Raw genomic sequence first — 18,129 nt, 5'->3', positions numbered from 1 at the left:
AAACCGTCGTTGCGATAGCGTGGAATTACTATGCCTAAGAGTCCAGCATCAAATCGCGGGGGTAGTTCCGCGCGCAAAACAAGTAAGGCTACGAAGTCAACGGCTTCGAGTCGTTCGCCTCTGATGGAAATGTTCGTTTCGATGGGGCGAGGTGTGGCGAACGCGTGGCGCGGCTTCTTGTCTATTGATGCACAGTTGCGCCGCGATGGTCTTGCGTTCGTGCTACTTGCTTTGGCTGCGGTTTTCGCCCTTCGCGAGTGGTTCCACATTTCCGGTAGTGCGGGCGCCTTCCTCCACCACGTGGCGGCGGGTGCCGTCGGTATTTTCTCGGTGGTAGTGCCGATTGCGCTCGTGTGGTGGGCTGTTGAGCTCTTCCGCGCCCGCACGCATAACCGCTTGCCGCACCGGTTTGCAGGAAGTTTAGGAATATCGATTGCTCTAACCGGCCTCGTGCATGTAACTAGTGGAAATCCGCGGATACAAGATTTTGGTTTGATTGAAGAGGCCGGCGGCGTGCTCGGCTGGTTCATGGGTTATCCGCTGGCAACACTGCTGTCTGCCTGGGGCGGGGCAATCATGTTGCTGTTGCTGTTTGCCTATTCGATCTTGGTTTATACGCAAACGCCGGTGAAGGAAGTTCCGCAGCGGATCCAGGCCCTCTTCGACCGGATTTCGCGCCGGAGCGAAGGTAACAAAAAGAACGGCCGAATCGACTCTTACGACGCGGATGAGCCGTTTGTTAGCCCCAACGTTTCTTCGCCGGACCTTGAAGCATTTGAGGAACCGCAAGAATCTGACTTCTACGAGGAGTCCCCGTCTTACGAGACGCAGCTCATCGAACCGCAGGCCTACGAGAGCGCAGATGAAACGACCCTCATGCCAGCTGGCTCCAGTGATCTTCCCACCACAACTGCGATGGAGCTGGAAGACGGTGCGGTTTATAACCTTCCCCCTGATGATCTATTGATTAAAGGCCCACCGCACAAGAAGCGTTCGGCTGCGAACGATTGGGTTGTGGGCGCTCTGCAAAGCACGCTGGACGAGTTTGGCGTGGACGCGAAGGTCACCGGTTTTTCGCGCGGTCCAACGGTTACTAGGTATGAGGTGACACTGGGCGCGGGCGTGAAGGTGGAGCGCATCACGCAGCTGGAGAAGAACATTCGCTACGCGGTTGCTTCCTCGGAAGTACGCATTCTGTCGCCTATCCCCGGTAAGTCAGCGATTGGCGTGGAGATTCCAAACACGGATCGCGAGACCGTGGCGCTTGGTGACGTTCTCCGGTCTGGCGCGGCCCGTAGTGATGATCATCCGCTGGTTGTTGGCGTTGGTAAAGACGTCGAGGGCGGATACGTGGTCACCAACATTGCCAAGACTCCGCACCTACTGGTGGCAGGTGCTACTGGTTCGGGTAAGTCTTCGTTTGTTAACTCCATGATCACGTCGATCATGATGCGTGCAACTCCTGCGCAGGTGCGCATGATTTTGGTTGATCCTAAGCGCGTGGAGCTCACTATTTACGAGGGTATTCCGCACCTCATAACTCCCGTGATCACCAACCCGAAGAAGGCTGCCGAAGCCCTCGAATGGGTGGTGAAAGAGATGGATCACCGCTACGACGATCTGGAAAAGTTCGGATTTAAGCACGTCGATGACTTCAACAAAGCAATATTGGCCGGTCAGGTGGAGCTTCCCCCAGGTTCAGAGCGCAAACTCGCGCCCTACCCGTACCTGCTTGTTGTAGTGGATGAGCTCGCCGACCTCATGATGGTCGCCCCGCGCGACGTTGAGGCCTCCATTCAACGAATAACACAGCTGGCACGCGCCGCGGGTATCCACCTTGTTCTGGCTACGCAAAGGCCGTCCGTGGATGTCGTTACTGGCCTTATCAAGTCGAACATTCCGTCACGCCTCGCGTTCGCCACGTCCTCAATGCAGGATTCGCGCGTTATTTTAGACCAGGGTGGCGCCGAGAAACTGATCGGCAAGGGTGACGCCCTCTATCTTCCGCAAGGGGCGGGCAAGCCAAAGCGCGTGCAGGGTGCGTGGGTGACTGAATCGGAGATTCGCGACGTTGTTGAACACGTCAAGGAGCAGATGAAGCCTGTCTACCGCGAGGACGTGATTGTTCCGGCGAAGAAACGCCAGATTGCGGACGACATTGGCGACGACCTCGAGGATTTGTTGCAGGCGGCAGAACTGGTGATCTCGACTCAGCTTGGTTCTACTTCGATGTTGCAACGCAAGTTGCGGATTGGCTTTGCACGCGCTGGCCGTCTGATGGATTTACTGGAGTCGCGCGAAATTGTGGGGCCTTCAGAGGGGTCAAAGGCGCGTGAGGTGCTGGTACCCCCAGAAGAGTTGCCTCGAGTGTTGGCCATGCTACGCGGCGAGGACGTTCCTACCGATACTATTGAAGAAGAATCAGAGGATGCCTGGGAATTGACAGGTAGAGCGTAGGAGTCACGATGGATAGGGCGCAGATGGATGACAACGTCTCGCGTGTACACGAGGGCGAGAACATTTGGAATCTGCCAAATGTTTTGACAATGGTTCGTCTCGTTTTGGTGCCGATTTTTATCATTCTGGTTCTGAACGGCTCGGTTGGCGCCATGTGGGCGGCCCTGGTGGTGTTCGTCGTTGCTGCATTTACCGACCTGTATGACGGCAAGATTGCGCGCGAGCGCGGCATCGTGACTGATTGGGGCAAGATTTGGGATCCGATTGCCGATAAAGCGCTTACACTCGGCGCTTTCGTGGTTTTGTCAATCGCTGGTCTTGTTCCTTGGTGGTTCACGGTTGTAGTGGCGGCGCGTGAGCTTGGGATTACATGGATGCGTTCCAGGTTGTTGAAGCGCGGCATAGTGGTTGCCGCGAATTCGGGCGGTAAGGCCAAGACCGTGTCGCAAATGTTCCTGATTGTGTTTCTTGTGTTCCCTTGGGATTCCGTATGGGGGGTTAGCAACGCCCTATTTGATGTGACGGGTCTTGCGGTGGTGCGCTGGGTTTTGATCGCTATTGCTCTGTTCCTAACCGTCTGGTCAGGCCTACAGTATGTGGTTGCTACGGCAAAGATGAAGAAGTAACTCGCGTTTCAAACTGCAAAGAGGTATACGCCACTTTTAGGTTCGGAATATATTTTCGCGCCATCTGGTTTACCTTGATATGACGGTAAATAGTCGCTTTTTGCATTCGATGCTTGGAGGTAGTGTGGGCAGTACCGCATCCACAATGAGGGATCCCTTACTGCGGGAGGGGGATGAAGCAAGGTACGGTACAGGTATGCAGAACAAAAGTGATACCAAGCCGCTCCTGAGGGAGCAGATTGGTGACGTTTTGCGCCAAATTCGCCGCACCCAAGGACGCACCCTTCGGGAGGTTTCCGCGGATGCGAAAGTCTCACTCGGATACCTGTCAGAGGTTGAGAGGGGCCAGAAGGAAGCCTCTTCGGAACTCCTGATTGCGATTTGCGGGGCTCTTGGCGTACCACTTGCACTGGTGTTGCGCGAGGTTGCCAGCCGTATTGCTGCCCTGGAGTTCGTAGACGTTCCAACGGCTACTCCGGCTGCGTTGGTGGATGGTAGCTTGAGTGACCGGATCACGTTGTTGAGTTGATTACATGACTGTCTCGGAGTTTTGGAAGAGCATCGAAGCCGTCTTTGGATCCTGCTACGGCAGGTCTATCGTTGGTGACCTTTTCCTGCCAAAACTGGGTGGTACTGCCGAGCAGGCGCTGATGAGCGGTTTGGATCCTGAAGTTATTTGGGATGAGTTGATCAGAGAAACTGACATGGGCGACGAAGCCCGCTGGGTACACAGGCGTGAGAAGGTCCTAAGGTAACTAGCCCGAGCTGTACTCGAAAGGGTCCATAGTTGCACGCTCCACAAAACAGGTCGTGGAACCGCATTGAGTTTATTTACAATCCGCAGGCCGGCAATCGGCTAATTCGGCGCAATGTTGGCGTTGTTGCTAGTAAGCTTGCTGAGATTTTCCCGTACTCACATGTTCGTATAAACCCAACTACTGGACCGGGAGATGCAACGGATCTTGCGCGCGCGGCAGCAAAAGAGAGCGGAAGTGACGTTCTCGTTGTGGTTGCGGGTGGCGATGGCTCCGTATCTGAGGCCGCTAATGGCCTGATCGGCTCCACGGCGTCCATGTTGGTCTTGCCTTTCGGATCCGGAAATGACCTCGCCCGCACGCTTTATGGCAGGCGGACGGTGACGCCAACTATGATCCTGGATGCGTTCAAACAAGAAGGTGCGTTTTCGGCTCCAATGGACGCCCTGCACGTTTCGGGAAGCGTGAGGGATAGCCGCGGGGCGCAGGTGCCTAAATTTTCTTACTTCAGCGTGAATGTGATTTCGATAGGGCTGGATTCTAAAGTTGCAATAACAGCGGATAAGATCCAGCGAAAGATCCCGAACACTTTGGGCATGAGTTACATGATCGGGGTTGTGAACGCGCTTTCTTCTGACCGTTCTTGGCGCATGCGGGCCACAATGGAACGGGATGGAAAGCTAGATACGGTAGAGCGTGATTACGTTCTGTGCGCTGTCGGCAATGCGCGGTATTACGGCGGCGGGTTCTTGCCGCACCCGGGTGCAAAGATAAATGACGGCCTTGCGAATATCCTGACTGCGCGTCCGTTAAAGGTTCTTGAGATAGCGAAGTTGCTGGGTAAGTTCCGGCGTGGAGAAACGATCCCCGCAGACATCGCCACGTACGAGCAGGCTTCGTCTGTCTCGATCGAGGCTGTGGATAGCGAACTGGTGCTAACGCTGGATGGGGAAGGCTACTTTGCGGACAGTGTTCGTGTAGACACTGTGCCAAATGTGCTGTCTGTCGCGCTGCCATGTAGCTGGGGACTCCCACCGGCTTTTCAAGCAAACTGAAGCAGTTTTGGCTGGAGGAATCCTGCAACGCAGCCACGCGTCGGGGTTATGAAATAGTGGGATAGATCCCAGCGCCATCTCGCGCGTCGAAGTGTCGAACACGTGTTCGGCGGTTAAGCTTGTGCACAGGTCATGTTCGCTTGGATGCATCCACATCCAGGTGCCTTTCAAAAAGGATGTCCGTGGTCGGCCATAGCATGATTTACGTACCCGGAGAGGGAATACGTTTTTTCGACCAGCCCGGTAAAACGCGCGGAGAGCGCAGGATCTTGAAGGAGCTTAAATGGCCGTTGCACCCGATCGAAATAAGGCATTGGAACTTGCCCTGAGCCAGATTGATAGGCAGTTTGGTAAGGGTTCAGTTATGCGACTGGGGGACGATAATCGTCCGGCAGTCAAAGTTATCCCTACGGGTTCGTTGGCGCTCGACGTGGCGCTTGGTGTTGGCGGTCTTCCGCGGGGCCGTGTAATCGAGATTTACGGTCCGGAATCGTCTGGTAAGACCACGGTGGCGCTACACGCGGTTGCTTCTGCGCAGAAGGCCGGTGGAAACGCCGCGTTTATTGACGCGGAGCATGCTCTGGATCCCGAATATGCCAAGAAGCTTGGAGTAGATACCGATGCGCTCCTAGTGTCGCAACCGGATACTGGCGAACAGGCGTTGGAAATCGCTGACATGCTGATCCGTTCGGGCGGTATTGACATCATCGTTATTGACTCTGTTGCCGCTTTGGTCCCGAAGGCAGAGATCGAGGGCGAGATGGGTGACTCGCACGTGGGCTTGCAGGCTCGCCTCATGTCGCAGGCGCTACGCAAGATTACGGGTGCGCTATCTGCCACGGGAACCACAGCTATCTTTATCAACCAGCTGCGCGAGAAGATTGGCGTATTCTTCGGGTCGCCAGAAACCACTACAGGTGGCAAGGCGCTTAAGTTCTATGCGTCGGTGCGGATCGATGTGCGTCGTATCGAGACACTCAAAGAGAAGGGCAACCCGGTTGGTAACCGTACGCGCGCAAAGATCGTGAAGAACAAGATGGCGCCGCCATTCAAGCAGGCGGAGTTCGACATCCTCTACGGCCTCGGTATTTCGCGTGAAGGTTCCATCATTGATATGGGTGTGGAGACCGGCATTGTTAAGAAGTCGGGCTCTTGGTTCACATACGGTTCGGATCAGCTTGGACAGGGTAAGGAGAACGTTCGTACGTTCTTGAAAGATAATCCGGAACTTGCTGACGAAATTGAGCATCGCATCCTTGTGGAGCTCGGTATCAGGCAAGAGGAAGTCCCCGCATCTTCAGATGCTCAGTCTGATGACGCGCAGGCTGATAAAGGTGGTAAGAAGGCCAGCGCAAAAATCGATCCAGCTGAAGACGCCGGATTCTAATGGTCTCTTTTTACGATCCGGATGAGGGTCGCAAGAAGAAGCATGTGGACCGGGAAGCGGCCCGGAAGCGTCGCGAGAAGCGACGTGAATGGGCCGCGAACCTGGAAGGCGAGCATGCTATTTCGGCGGCAAAAGAGGCCGCGCTAAAGCAATTGGATAGGCAGGATCGCTCTCGAGGAGAACTGGTCAGCAAACTTAAAGAACGCGGTTTTCCACTTGAAGCCATAGAAGTTGCTATAGACCGGCTGGAAGAGGCCGGTTTGGTGGATGACGAACGTTACGCGAGGATGCTGGTACGCACCCGGTTCAATGAGCGTGGCCTCGTTGGCAGAGCTCTTATTGAGCAGCTACGCAAGAAACAGATCCCGCCTGCGATTATCGATGCTGCGCTGGAAGAAGTTGAGCACGTTTCACTAGAAGAATCAGCACGTGAGATAGCTGCTCGTCGCGCCCGGGCGATGTTAGGTTTAGAAAAACAAAAACAGGTGCGTCGCCTCACTTCCATGTTGGCGCGTAAAGGCTACCCATTGAATGTGTGCTACTCCGTAGTGAATCAGGTTTTGCAGGAGCTGAATGCAGATGGCGATGAATAACGCAGAACTCCACAAGGGCGACGCAAGTACCCTTGCAGAGCCAGATCTACTAGATGTAAGTGCGATTAGTGGTACGGATGGCGTTCTCGCGGACCTATCAGGTGATCACCTAGACAGTATGGCGTTTGCCTCTCAGATAGTTGAAAAGCTCACCTCGAAAGGCCATTCGGTAGCTACTGCCGAGTCACTAACAGCGGGACTGGTTAGCGCGGCGATTGCAGATATACCAGGCGCGTCCAATTGTTTGAGTGGGGGCGTAACCACCTACCAGACGCATACTAAGGCAAGCGTTCTTGGTGTTGATGAGGGCCGGTTGCAGACTAGCGGCCCGGTAGATCCGGATGTTGCACTCCAAATGGCAGCTGGAGTAGCGCGCCTCTTCGGCTCCACCTACGGCGTAGCAACAACCGGTGTTGCCGGCCCCGGGCCTGCGGAAGGGCACCCGGCCGGAACCGTGTACGTCGCGGTGTGGTCACCCGCCCGGTCTAACGCAGTCTTGTATCACTTCGAGGGAGATCGAGCGAGCGTAAGAGCCCAGGCCGCAGAGGCCGCTCTAGCAGAGCTTTTGAAGCTCCTTTAGTCTGACGTTCCGGGTACGTCCTTTCCCTTAATGAAAGCAAGCCACTGACCGTGGAAATCATCGGCCAGGTTCTGCCGGGGAGTAGTTCCTACCAGCGGCGTAGCCATCGGCTCCTCTAACAGGTCGAACGCGAAGGCCATATCAATGCAGTGCCTAGACCACTGCTGCACCTGATCCACACTTGGATCGTCTAAGGCGGGGCACCAGTCAAAAAGGTATAGGGCGGTATGGGCCGCGCCGGTCTCCTTACGGCGTTGCAAAATGCTTTGCGCTGGCCAAACAAAAATTGCGTCGCTAACCAACTGGCCCATGATGAGCGACGTGGTGTTTGCCCGTGGGTGTTCCCGTAGGTAGTTACGAGCGTCTTCCAGTCCGCCTTCGACAAGCACATCAGTTGCGTTTAGAGGGTTAAGCTCGCTGGCCATGGGGGCCAAAATGTCAGTAAATTCCTCGCTTGTCACTGTGAGAAGTAGCGGCTTGTCTGCGCCCACTCCACGATCCACACCTTCGTCGATCGTGTACGGCAGTACAGTTTCTTCTTGCCAGGGTGTAAAAGGCAGGTCCGACATAGGCTTGCCGGCCAGACGGGCGGCAACAAACTGAGCCGCCCCTGGCCACTGTTCGTAGATTCGACGCTCAGCTTCTATCTCAGCTTCAACAAGTCGGTCCTTGGCGCTTGTAATCCCTGCGATAGTTGGCTCGACGCCCAGGTAGTCGGTAACAAGCTTGGTACGATCTTGCGCCATCGCTTCGCTCATCGGGGGAAGCACACCGGACTCGCTGATTGCACGGTCGAAAAATGCCTGTGATGACGGGGCCGTCAGATGGGCAAGAACAGATCCACCGCCCGCGCTTTGTCCCGCAATGGTTACCCGGCTGGGATCTCCACCAAACGCGGATATGTTCTCGCGGACCCATTTCAATGCAGCTTGTTGATCCAAGAAACCGCGGTTAGGGACAGCGTCTTTCAGCCAACCAAATCCTTCGAATCCGAGTCGATAAGAGATCGAGACTACAACTACTCCTCGCGCAGCAAACTTTCGTCCATCCGTTATCGGCGAAGCGGCAACGCCAGATTTGAACCCGCCCCCGTGAATCCACACCAGAACCGGGAGATTGCGCGCGTTTTTAGGAGTGAAAATGTTGAGGTTCAAAATCTCGTCGCCCGCGATAGATGGGTCAATCAAAATTGCGTCGGCGGAGTAGGGCCGCTTTTGCGGTGTAGGGGGAAGCGCGGTGCAGTCCCGTACGCCATCCCAGCCTGGGTGAGGCGCGGGAGCCTGAAGGTAGAGATCGCCAACAGGCGCTGCCGCATATGGAATGCCTAAAAACCGGTATACATTTTCATCAAGTGGATGCGGGCTACCAGCAACCTTGCCGTATACAGTTTGAACCGAGTGCATGTCTCTCCTTTATGATTCGAACCAATCCTATCGGTATTCTCGTGTATCTCTGGGCGACTTTGAGGCCAATCACGCAGGCCTCGGTTCGTTACTTTCATGCTGATTAACTACAATCTTGAACGATGAATACTACGCCACGCACTTATTTGATTCGTACACTCGGATGCCAGATGAATGTCCATGACTCAGAGCGTATGGCCGGCCTGCTTGAAACCGAAGGGTACGTTCCAGTTGAGACCGTTCCGCAGGCGGCGGCGCGCGCCACTGAAGCGGGTGATGGGGGAGCCGATGTTGTTGTGATTAACACCTGCTCAGTTCGTGAAAATGCGTCTAACCGGCTGTTTGGTAATCTCGGTCAGCTTGCGCAGGTTAAGCGCGAGCGCCCCGACATGCAGATTGCTGTGGGTGGATGTTTGGCGCAGCAAATGCGCGAAAAGGTAGTTGAGCGCGCTCCGTGGGTGGACGTGGTGTTTGGCACGCACAATATTGACGTGCTTCCTGCGTTGCTGCGCCGCGCTGAACATAACCGCAAGGCTGCGGTGGAGATTGAAGAATCGCTCAAGGTGTTTCCATCCACACTGCCCACTAAACGCGAATCGGTTTATTCAGCATGGGTTTCGATCTCGGTGGGTTGTAACAACACCTGTACTTTCTGCATCGTGCCGCATTTGCGCGGCAAGGAGCGTGACCGCAGGCCGGGGGAGATTTTGGCGGAGGTCGAGGCGGTAGTAGCCCAGGGCGCGGTTGAGGTAACGCTTTTGGGACAGAATGTGAACTCTTACGGCGTTAGCTTTGGTGAGCGCGGTGCGTTTGCTGATCTGTTGCGTGCAGTTGGGCGCGTTGAGGGATTGGAGCGCGTGCGCTTCACAAGCCCGCACCCTGCGGCATTCTCTGACGATGTGATTGCGGCTATGGCGGAAACTCCGACGGTTATGCCGAGCTTGCATATGCCGTTGCAGTCCGGATCAGACCGTGTGCTGCGAATGATGCGTCGCTCGTATCGACGCGCAAAGTTTGAGGGAATTTTGGAGCACGTGCGTGAGGCCATTCCTGACGCGGCGATCACTACGGACATCATCGTGGGTTTCCCCGGCGAGACGGAAGATGACTTCCAGCAGACTCTAGAGGTGGTTGAAAAGGCGCGGTTCAGCTCGGCCTTCACCTTCCTTTACTCGCCGCGCCCCGGCACTCCGGCAGCCGATATGGAGGATCAGGTGCCTCACGACGTGATGCAGGACCGTTACGAGCGCCTGGTGGCGCTACAGGAGCGAATCACAACCGAGGACTCGAAGAAGTTTGAGGGCCGCGAAGTTGAGGTATTGATCGTAGAGGATGGCGGCCGTAAGGATGGGGTGCGTAATCGCGTGTCGGGTCGCGCCCGCGATAACCGTCTTGTCCACCTATCGCTTCCAGATGGCATTAAGTACGGCAGGGAGCTACGTCCGGGAGATATGGTGCGCGCAGTGGTGACGCACGCGGCTCCACACCATTTGGTTGCAGATTCGGGCGTACAAGGTGGCATGTTTGAGATCATTCCAACTCGTGCGGGTCAAGTGTGGCATGAGCGGCAAGAGAACCCGGACATGGCTAATCGGGTAAGCCTGGGCATTCCTATGTTGCGATAGGGCGAGGCTGTGCTGATAGGAATTGTGGGCGCTACGGCGTCGGGCAAATCTGGTTTGGCGCTGGACCTTGCTCGCGAGCTGGGAAGAGCGGAGATCGTGTCAATGGATGCATTTTCGCTCTACAAAGGCATGGATATTGGCACCGCGAAGCCTTCAACTGTGGAGCGGGCCGAGATCCCGCATCACCAGATCGATGTGCTAGACATTCACCAGGAAGCCTCGGTGGCGCAATATCAGGTCTGCGCGCGTGAGGACGTGCACGCGATCGAACAGCGAGGTAATAGGGCAATCGCAGTGGGTGGTTCCGCGCTCTACATCCACGCCCTTTTTGACAAGATGAAATTTCCAGGAACGGACCCCGTGGTGCGCGCACGAGTGGAGGAGAGCCTGGAGGAGCACGGGCAGGCGGCGCTATACCGCAAGCTGCGCGAACTTGACCCGAAGGCAACCGAATCGATCCACCCGAACGATCAGCGCCGTACAGTGCGCGCGTTAGAGGTAATTGAACTGACCGGTAGGCCGTTCTCCGCAACCATGCCCAAGCGTGAGTTTGTGCGCCCTTCGATTTTGTTGGGAGTGCGTAGGAGTCTGGAGGAACTCGACGCGCGTATCGCCACAAGAACAGAAGAGATGCTCGAGGCTGGTTTCGTGAGCGAGGTCGAAGAACTAATGCGTCAAGGCCTTGCGAATACGCCAACCGCGGTGAAGGCAACCGGGTACCAGCCGATTATGCGCCACCTGGCCGGCGAGATAACGCTGGATGAGGCGCGCGAGGCAATTGAGCTCTCAACCCGCCAGTTGGTGCGAAAACAAATGAAATGGTTCCGCAGGGATGAGCGGATTCAATGGATCGAGGGTAGTTCTGGTGAGCTCCTTGAGCAGGTGCTGGATGTAGCGCAGGAGGGTTAGCGGCATACGCGAATGATGCGGTAGCCCTTTTTCGAGTGAGCCTTCTCGGCTTGCCAACCCTGCTCGCTAAGCCACTTGATAAGTGAGTCGGCGCCCAAGTTGCGTGCCACTACCAGCCAGGCCTCGCCCTCATCGGACAGCAGGCCAAGCCATTTGGTGAGCATTTCTTGAAGCGCGGGCTTGCCAATCCTGATGGGCGGGTTTGACCAGATGAGGTCAAACTTAATGCCGTCACTGGTTGCTTTCTCAAACGCTTTATCAGCGAGCTCGGTATGTATCTTGACGTGGTTGCGCCCCGCGTTCTTACGGGTGAGGTCAAGGGCCCGTTGGTTAATGTCTACGGCCCAGATGGTGGCCTTTGGACTAAGCTTTCCAAGCGTTACGCCAATGGGTCCCCACCCGCATCCAAGGTCAAGGAAAGTGCCGGTTTCGGGCGGCTCTGGAGCTTCGAGCAGTAGCGCTTTGGTGCCCAGGTCCAGCTTGTGTGAAGAGAACACCGCATCTGAGAGGACCATGTCAAGGTGTATGCCGCGCACGTCCAGGGTCAAGGGGCGCAACTCATCGACGGTTGCTTCGGGGCTGTTCGAAAAATAATGCTTAGTCACGCTTATAGCGTAAGGGACGGGGGTGCCTTGTGGAAACTGCGTAGCATATTGGCGGGCGTAATGGGAAAATGGCGGTGAGGCTAACGGGAGAACATGTGAAAGAACGCGATCAAGATCTGGATGTGCAGCGCGCCGAAGACATTGTGGCGAGGGTGCTGGCGCGCAGTAAGCGGCGTCCGGAGATACAACGGGTTGAGGGCACGAGTCTCGCGGAGCGGGCAACATCGCTGCAATCCACGCGGGGCCAGGCAGAAAGCAGTGCTGGCTCCTTAGAGCGTGAGGCGAGGGCAGGCACGCGTAGGGTGGCGTCTTTGTCCACGGAACTTGAGGACGTTTCTGAGGTTGAGTACCGCCAGTTGCGTCTGGAGCGTGTGGTACTAATAGGTATTTTTGATTTTGATGCGGGTGAGGCGGAAAACTCTTTGCATGAGCTTGCTGCACTTGCGCAAACAGCGGGATCGACGGTGCTTGATGGCGTGCTTCAGCGCAGGGCAACTCCGGATCCGGCAACCTATTTGGGCTCTGGTAAGGCTAAAGAGTTGGCTCGGATAGTGGAGTCGGTGGGTGCAGATACGGTGATTGTTGACGGCGAACTTGCCCCGTCTCAACGCCGCGCTCTGGAAGATGTGGTGAAGGTCAAGGTGGTTGACCGCACGGCGTTGATTCTCGATATCTTTGCCCAGCACGCCAAGTCCCGGGAGGGTAAGGCCCAGGTTGAGCTCGCTCAGCTGGAGTATTTGCTTCCGCGTTTGCGCGGTTGGGGCGAGTCGATGTCTCGCCAGGCTGGTGGACGCGTTGCCGGCGGTGAGGGAATTGGCTCGCGCGGTCCGGGTGAGACGAAGATCGAGCTCGATAGGCGTCGTATTCGCACGCGCATGGCAAAGCTGCGTCGCGAGATCAAAGAGATGAAGCCATCTCGTGAGACTCAGCGCCATTCGCGCCGCGCAGGCGGGGTTCCTTCGGTTGCGATCGTGGGCTACACGAATGCCGGCAAGTCGACGCTGCTAAATCGCATTACGGGCGCTGACGTGATGGTCCAAGATGCCCTGTTTGCCACTTTGGATCCAACCGTGCGGCAAGCGATCACCCCGGATAATCGCGTTTATACGCTAGTGGACACGGTTGGTTTTGTGCGTAATCTTCCCACCCAGTTGGTTGAGGCGTTTCGGTCAACGCTTGAGGAGGTCGCTGAGGCGGACGTGATATTGCACGTGGTGGATGCGGCGCACCCCGATCCGATTGGTCAGGTTCATACCGTTATGGAAGTCCTTAGCCAGATCGAGGGAGCTAGTGACATCCCGCAGGTTTTAGCCTTGAATAAGGCGGATCTTGCAAGCCCGGAACAGGTTGCAGTTTTGCGTTCAAAGTTTGCAAACTCCGTTGCAGTCTCCGCCAAAACTGGCGCTGGCATTACGGAGCTTGAACAACTCATTTCTGCCACCTTGCCGCGCCCAAGCAAATACGTGGACGTGGTTGTGCCATATGCCGATGGTGACCTCGTGAATCGTTTCCATGAGATGGGCGAGATCGAAAAAGAGGAGTATCTACCTGGCGGCACTCATCTGGTTGGACGCGTAGATGCGGATCTTGCGTATGAGCTTTCTCTTGTTGATGTGTCGTGAAACAAGATATTGAGCTCCTGTCTCGCGTCATCGAATCGTTTGGCGGCGACGTTCGCGAGGGGCAAAGAACCATGGTCGAAGCCGTCGCAGATGCCCTGCAAGATGATGCAACTTTGCTAATCCAGGCGGGCACGGGAACGGGTAAATCGTTGGGCTACCTGGTTCCCGCAATGCGGCGTGGGCGGGAGAATGATGAGCACATCCTGGTATCCACGGCAACTCTTGCGCTTCAACGCCAGATTCTTACAAAAGATGCTCCGCAGGTAAATGGTCAGTTGGACGGTGAGGTTCGCGTTGCGGTGCTGAAGGGGTGGCGCAACTACCTGTGCTTACAAAAGGCGCAGGGCGGTTACCCCGATGAAGGGTTGTTTGACGAGGCTGACGTGGCTTCTGATACCGGGGCCGAGGTGGTGCGGTTGCGCGCGTGGGCGGAAGAGACCGAAACGGGTGACCGTGACGACCTTGTTCCGGGCGTGTCTGATAGGGCGTGGCAGCAGGTTTCTGTGGATACCCTCGAATGCTTGGGACAAACCTGTCCGATGCGCGAGGAGTGCTTCGCGGCGCGTGCTCGCGCGCAGGCTGAAGAAGCGCACGTCGTGGTAACAAACCACTCGATGCTGGGCATTCACGCGGCCACGGAGAACCTGGTGTGCGGCGAGTTTGATGCGCTAATCATTGATGAGGCCCACGACCTCGCGCGCATTATTAGGGGGCAGGCAACTCTTTCATTGTCGGGCGCTATGGTGAATTATCGAGCTCGTAGAGCAGCGCGGTACGCCCAGATTGATACGGGACGGTTGGAAGAGGCCGCGCACAGTCTCGAGGCAGTACTGGATGGCCTTGACGAGGGGCTGATTCGTGCTCGTCCAGAGCAGTTGCTTGAGACTATGCGGGTGTTGGACTCGGGGATTCGCGGCGCACTGTCGGATTTAGAACAGTCAACGGTTACGGGAGCTGAACGCAAGCTGGCGCTGGCCGCACTGAATGACTTGTCGCAGTTTATGGACCGTTGGGACATGGATCCGCAGGCGGTTATTACATGGATTTCGAGAAATGATGACGCGCGCACGTTCTTGAACTGTGCGCCCTTGGACGTAGCCGGTCCAATCGCAAGTCGGTTGCTTAGTGAGAAACCCGCGATTCTCACTTCGGCTACGTTGGAGCTGGGAGGATCTTTCGACGGCATTGCGTATGAGACGGGCGCGGCATTTGCGGGCGGGGATCTGCGTAGCGAAAACGTTGGAAGTCCTTTCGATCCAGCGAACCAGGGAATCTTGTATGTTGCCGCGCACTTGCCACCGCCTTCGCGAGGTGGAGTGAATAGTGAGGTTTTGGACGAGCTGGTGGATCTGGTAAAGGCGTCCGGGGGAGGGGCGCTCGCCCTGTTCTCGTCGCGCGGGGCCGCGATTGAGGGTGCGCGCGTGCTACGCGAACAAATCGACCAGGAGGTGTTTTTGCAGGGTGAGGACCAGCTGGGCACTCTCTTGCAGAAGTTCTCGCACGATGTTGATTCTTGTTTGGTAGGCACGCTATCGCTGTGGCAGGGCATTGATGTTCGGGGACGTGCTTGCAGGCTCGTCACGATTGATCGGATTCCCTTCCCGGTTCCTTCAGATCCGGTTGTTCAGGCAAGAACTGCACATGTGGCGAAGGCGGGTCGAAATGCGTTTCGCGAGGTTTCGTTGAACCATGCGGCACTGTTGCTTAGCCAGGGCGCCGGCCGGCTGTTGCGTTCTGCTGATGATAGGGGAATGGTGGCAATCCTCGATTCGCGTATTGCAACGCGCTCGTATGGCAGCTATCTGATGCGATCCTTGCCGCAGATGTGGCCTACCCGCGATGGGGAGATAGCGCGAAAGAGTTTAGAGAATCTTCGAACATGCCAATAGGTTTTACGCCCAATAAAGGGTGAGAACTTGTGTGCCGTTAGGCTCACTCTTATTGGTTCTTCTATCAGGTTTGAATTAACTGTGTTTGAATATTGGCTAAGAAGAGCTTTAAAGGAAGGTACTACCTTGAACGCAGCGGTTGAATCCCTTTACCCCACTTCAGGTGGCGGGCGTCCTTCGAAGATCGCGATTATTGGTGCCGGCGCGGTGGGCACCGCGGTTGCGTACGCTTGTGCGATGCGTGGCGATGCGCGCGATATCGTCCTGTATGACATTGATAAGGCGAGGGCGGAAGCCGAGGCGCTGGACATTGCGCATGGTATTCAGTTCACGCCTGCCGGATCGGTTGAGGGCTCGAATGATATTGAGATCATTCACGGCTCTGACCTCGTCATCGTAACTGCCGGGGCAAAACAGAAGCCGGGCCAGACCAGGATTGATTTGGCTGAGTCCACGGTTAACCTCATGCACACAATCGTTCCGCAAATCCTTGAGGCCGCCCCGGATGCGTACCACATGTACATCACCAACCCGGTGGATATCGTGACTTACGCGGCTTTGAAGATTTCTGGTCTGCCGCGCAATCGTGTGTTCGGTTCGGGGACAGTGCTTGATACTTCCAGGCTTCGCTACTTGGTGTCTAGGCGCACGGGCGTGGCCATTAAGAATATCCACGCTTATGTTGCTGGTGAGCATGGCGATTCTGAGGTCGCTCTGTGGTCCTCTGCAGAGATCGGCAACGTACCTCTTCGTCATTGGGGGCCAACCGTGGACGGTAGCCTGTTTGATGCTGATCTGCGCGATGAGATCGCCCATGAGGTCGTTAACTCCGCGTACCGCATTATCGAGGGTAAGGGCGCAACGAACTACGCGATTGGTCTTGCTGCTTCGAATATTGCTACTGCGTTCTTGCGTGATGAGAACCGGGTTTTGACGATCTGTTCACTACTTGAGGATTGGCACGGTATCTCTGATGTTGTGATGGCCGCCCCAACGCTGGTTGATCGCAATGGTGCTGGCCGCGTGCTTGAGCCGCCGCTAACACTTCGGGAGCGTGACGGGCTGACGGCGTCTGCAGAGCAGCTTCGTTCGGTAGCCAAGAGCTTGGGACTCTAGCTTGATGTTGCGTTGCATGTGCGGCGATAACGAATGAAAGTGGGCGGATCTAAATGATCCGCCCACTTTTCGTAGTCCGTACTTGTTCGCTAGATGGCGCGAATGACTGTTACTACCTTGCCCAGGATTGTGGCACCGTTGCCCGGGATCGGATCAAAGTCTTTATTTCGAGGTAGCAGCCAAACATTAGATTTGTCGTGAGACAGCACTTTAACGGTGGCCTCACCGTCGATCATCGCCGCAACGATTTCGCCATCTTCCGCCGAAGGCTGCCTGCGCACCACCACGAAGTCGCCGTCACAAATAGCGGCCTCTACCATCGAGTCGCCGGATACCTCAAGGGCAAAAAGTTCACCGCGTCCGGTTAGTCGTTCCGGCAGAGTGAAGATGTCGTCCACGCTCTGTTCGGCGGTGATTGGGGCGCCTGCTGCGATGCGTCCAACCAGGGGAGCGGTTGTAGTGTCGCCATCGGTTGATTCGGAAATCGGGATGAACAAGGTGTCCGCATTCGTTGGCGTAGCATCGTCGTCTTCGTCGGTGATGATTTCGATCGCACGAGGCAGTCCGGGGGTGCGGCGAATGAATCCGAGCTTTTCAAGTGCGTCTAGCTGGTGCTTTGCAGATGAGGGGGCCGATAGGCCAACCAGTTCAGCAATTTCGCGTACCGAAGGCGGGTAGCCTCGCGTAGCTATGGACTCTTTTAGCACCTCAAGAACCTGACGCTGACGATCCGTAATAGCCCTTGATTTGCGGGTGTTCTCGCTAGTCATGGTTCTCCTGTTCAAAATAAATGTCCGTGCCGCCTGTTCGAATACTTGTAGACAGTTTAAACAAAAAATAACGATTTTGAAACATATGTTCGAGCGCGTCTCGACACCGCTCTTGTTTTGCGGTATCGTACAAGTGTTCGACGAACAGATGTTCGAATGGAAGGTTAGTGACATGAGCGCATTGCAGATCCAGCCCGAGCCGATTCTCGGTACTGAGGCCCCAAAGCGGCCTCACCTATACGTTGTGCCAGATCTTCCTCAAGAATCTGTCCAGTCTTTTGATAGTGGTGTTGAATCTTCCGCTAGGCCCGGGGCAATGCGATCCCCCAAGGCAAGCGCCACGGGTCTAGCGGACACTCGTTCGGTGGGTGTCATTAAGGCAGCAGCGTATTTTGCTGTAGCTACGTTGCTCGCAGGAATAGGTGCGGGTGTTGGGGTCCTGTTTCAACCGTCGGTTGATCCTGCAGACACTCGGGTCGCTGCGGTTCAGCAGGGTGATTCGCTTTGGTCTATTGCGGGCGGGCTGGGCATTTCCGATCGCTCAGTTGAAGATGTGGTCACCGACATTCGCATGTTGAACGGTCTTGAGACAAATGTGGTAGTTCCAGGGCAGATGCTAACCGTACCAACCAAATGATGGCGCGCGGGGTGGTGCGTCTCCAAAGATGAGCGGCTGAGCGTTTACACTTGCGTGTTATATGATCAGGGGCAAGTAGTTCTACTGGTCTAGCTGATAG

17 protein-coding genes are annotated in these 18,129 nt (G+C 55.9%); 14 read left to right on the top strand and 3 right to left on the bottom strand.

Translation table 11 applies throughout. From position 1 onward, the window contains the following. Positions 1-30 precede the first annotated feature (30 nt). The 8 genes from HMPREF2854_RS00460 (at position 31) to HMPREF2854_RS00425 (ending at position 7,453) form a co-directional block, all read left to right on the top strand. The gene (locus tag HMPREF2854_RS00460; protein WP_070617556.1) at positions 31-2,457 is read left to right on the top strand and encodes an FtsK/SpoIIIE family DNA translocase; all 2,427 of its coding nucleotides are present in this window, start codon (positions 31-33) and stop codon (positions 2,455-2,457) included. 8 nt (positions 2,458-2,465) lie between these two features. Beyond that, entirely contained in the window at positions 2,466-3,083 is a 618-nt protein-coding gene (gene pgsA, locus HMPREF2854_RS00455; RefSeq protein WP_083309292.1) for a CDP-diacylglycerol--glycerol-3-phosphate 3-phosphatidyltransferase, read from the top strand. Between the two features lie 196 nt (positions 3,084-3,279). Beyond that, positions 3,280-3,612, top strand: coding sequence for a helix-turn-helix domain-containing protein (locus HMPREF2854_RS00450; RefSeq protein ID WP_034508007.1), 333 nt, complete (start codon positions 3,280-3,282; stop codon positions 3,610-3,612). Positions 3,613-3,616: 4 nt separating this feature from the next. Then, entirely contained in the window at positions 3,617-3,838 is a 222-nt protein-coding gene (locus HMPREF2854_RS00445) for a DUF3046 domain-containing protein (protein WP_034508004.1), read from the top strand. Between the two features lie 32 nt (positions 3,839-3,870). Beyond that, positions 3,871-4,893 carry a diacylglycerol/lipid kinase family protein gene (locus HMPREF2854_RS00440; protein ID WP_070617553.1) on the top strand — a complete coding sequence of 341 codons (1,023 nt, stop codon included), beginning with the start codon at positions 3,871-3,873 and terminating at the stop codon, positions 4,891-4,893. 283 nt (positions 4,894-5,176) lie between these two features. Then, positions 5,177-6,280: a recombinase RecA gene (recA, locus tag HMPREF2854_RS00435; protein ID WP_070617550.1), complete on the top strand. Its 1,104-nt coding sequence runs from the start codon at positions 5,177-5,179 to the stop codon at positions 6,278-6,280. Next, positions 6,280-6,873, top strand: coding sequence for a regulatory protein RecX (locus HMPREF2854_RS00430; protein WP_070617546.1), 594 nt, complete (start codon positions 6,280-6,282; stop codon positions 6,871-6,873). The genes recA and HMPREF2854_RS00430 overlap by 1 nt, the downstream gene beginning before the upstream one ends. Beyond that, a complete protein-coding gene (locus HMPREF2854_RS00425; RefSeq protein ID WP_370870602.1) occupies positions 6,860-7,453 on the top strand; it encodes a CinA family protein in 594 nt (197 codons plus the stop codon). The genes HMPREF2854_RS00430 and HMPREF2854_RS00425 overlap by 14 nt, the downstream gene beginning before the upstream one ends. Here the strand turns inward: HMPREF2854_RS00425 and HMPREF2854_RS00420 are convergent. Further along, positions 7,450-8,856, bottom strand: coding sequence for a carboxylesterase/lipase family protein (locus HMPREF2854_RS00420; RefSeq protein ID WP_070617544.1), 1,407 nt, complete (start codon positions 8,854-8,856; stop codon positions 7,450-7,452). The two genes, HMPREF2854_RS00425 and HMPREF2854_RS00420, sit on opposite strands and share 4 nt — an antisense overlap. A 122-nt stretch (positions 8,857-8,978) precedes the next feature. On the opposite strand from HMPREF2854_RS00420, the gene miaB reads away from it, so the two are divergent. Continuing rightward, positions 8,979-10,481: a tRNA (N6-isopentenyl adenosine(37)-C2)-methylthiotransferase MiaB gene (miaB, locus tag HMPREF2854_RS00415; RefSeq protein ID WP_070617541.1), complete on the top strand. Its 1,503-nt coding sequence runs from the start codon at positions 8,979-8,981 to the stop codon at positions 10,479-10,481. A 9-nt stretch (positions 10,482-10,490) separates the two neighbouring features. Then, on the top strand, positions 10,491-11,390 hold the full coding sequence (gene miaA, locus HMPREF2854_RS00410; RefSeq protein WP_070617535.1) for a tRNA (adenosine(37)-N6)-dimethylallyltransferase MiaA: 900 nt from the start codon (positions 10,491-10,493) through the stop codon (positions 11,388-11,390). Here miaA and HMPREF2854_RS00405 read toward each other — a convergent pair. Then, positions 11,387-11,995 carry a class I SAM-dependent methyltransferase gene (locus HMPREF2854_RS00405; RefSeq protein ID WP_070617532.1) on the bottom strand — a complete coding sequence of 203 codons (609 nt, stop codon included), beginning with the start codon at positions 11,993-11,995 and terminating at the stop codon, positions 11,387-11,389. The genes miaA and HMPREF2854_RS00405 overlap by 4 nt on opposite strands. A gap of 68 nt (positions 11,996-12,063) precedes the next feature. Here HMPREF2854_RS00405 and hflX point away from each other — a divergent pair, with 68 nt between their 5' ends. From hflX to HMPREF2854_RS00390, 3 genes are all read left to right on the top strand, one after another. After that, positions 12,064-13,617, top strand: coding sequence for a GTPase HflX (gene hflX, locus HMPREF2854_RS00400; RefSeq protein WP_070617529.1), 1,554 nt, complete (start codon positions 12,064-12,066; stop codon positions 13,615-13,617). Next, entirely contained in the window at positions 13,614-15,506 is a 1,893-nt protein-coding gene (locus HMPREF2854_RS00395) for an ATP-dependent DNA helicase (RefSeq protein WP_070617526.1), read from the top strand. The genes hflX and HMPREF2854_RS00395 overlap by 4 nt, the downstream gene beginning before the upstream one ends. A 126-nt stretch (positions 15,507-15,632) precedes the next feature. Beyond that, a complete protein-coding gene (locus tag HMPREF2854_RS00390; RefSeq protein WP_070617523.1) occupies positions 15,633-16,622 on the top strand; it encodes an L-lactate dehydrogenase in 990 nt (329 codons plus the stop codon). Between the two features lie 89 nt (positions 16,623-16,711). On the opposite strand, the gene lexA is transcribed toward HMPREF2854_RS00390, so the two are convergent. Beyond that, positions 16,712-17,392 (bottom strand): transcriptional repressor LexA, encoded by a 681-nt coding sequence (gene lexA, locus HMPREF2854_RS00385; protein ID WP_070617521.1) that lies wholly within the window; start codon positions 17,390-17,392, stop codon positions 16,712-16,714. A gap of 172 nt (positions 17,393-17,564) precedes the next feature. On the opposite strand from lexA, the gene HMPREF2854_RS00380 reads away from it, so the two are divergent. Further along, positions 17,565-18,029 (top strand): lytic transglycosylase, encoded by a 465-nt coding sequence (locus HMPREF2854_RS00380; protein ID WP_158237779.1) that lies wholly within the window; start codon positions 17,565-17,567, stop codon positions 18,027-18,029. Positions 18,030-18,129 lie beyond the last annotated feature (100 nt).

Source organism: Actinomyces sp. HMSC075B09 (assembly GCF_001812395.1).
Taxonomy (GTDB): Bacteria; Actinomycetota; Actinomycetes; order Actinomycetales; family Actinomycetaceae; genus Gleimia; species Gleimia europaea.
The sequence above is the reverse complement of the archived record's forward strand: the minus strand, read 5'-3'. Positions and strand labels throughout refer to the sequence as shown.

What these genes read in the sequence shown, in the direction of transcription:
- lexA (WP_070617521.1), bottom strand. Translation starts at nt 17,392, where the DNA reads ATGACTAGCGAGAACACCCGCAAATCAAGGGCTATTACGGATCGTCAG.
- recA (WP_070617550.1), top strand. Translation starts at nt 5,177, where the DNA reads ATGGCCGTTGCACCCGATCGAAATAAGGCATTGGAACTTGCCCTGAGC.
- HMPREF2854_RS00460 (WP_070617556.1), top strand. Translation starts at nt 31, where the DNA reads ATGCCTAAGAGTCCAGCATCAAATCGCGGGGGTAGTTCCGCGCGCAAA.
- hflX (WP_070617529.1), top strand. Translation starts at nt 12,064, where the DNA reads ATGGCGGTGAGGCTAACGGGAGAACATGTGAAAGAACGCGATCAAGAT.
- pgsA (WP_083309292.1), top strand. Translation starts at nt 2,466, where the DNA reads ATGGATAGGGCGCAGATGGATGACAACGTCTCGCGTGTACACGAGGGC.
- HMPREF2854_RS00425 (WP_370870602.1), top strand. Translation starts at nt 6,860, where the DNA reads ATGGCGATGAATAACGCAGAACTCCACAAGGGCGACGCAAGTACCCTT.
- HMPREF2854_RS00430 (WP_070617546.1), top strand. Translation starts at nt 6,280, where the DNA reads ATGGTCTCTTTTTACGATCCGGATGAGGGTCGCAAGAAGAAGCATGTG.
- HMPREF2854_RS00420 (WP_070617544.1), bottom strand. Translation starts at nt 8,856, where the DNA reads ATGCACTCGGTTCAAACTGTATACGGCAAGGTTGCTGGTAGCCCGCAT.
- HMPREF2854_RS00380 (WP_158237779.1), top strand. Translation starts at nt 17,565, where the DNA reads ATGAGCGCATTGCAGATCCAGCCCGAGCCGATTCTCGGTACTGAGGCC.
- HMPREF2854_RS00445 (WP_034508004.1), top strand. Translation starts at nt 3,617, where the DNA reads ATGACTGTCTCGGAGTTTTGGAAGAGCATCGAAGCCGTCTTTGGATCC.
- miaB (WP_070617541.1), top strand. Translation starts at nt 8,979, where the DNA reads ATGAATACTACGCCACGCACTTATTTGATTCGTACACTCGGATGCCAG.
- HMPREF2854_RS00450 (WP_034508007.1), top strand. Translation starts at nt 3,280, where the DNA reads ATGCAGAACAAAAGTGATACCAAGCCGCTCCTGAGGGAGCAGATTGGT.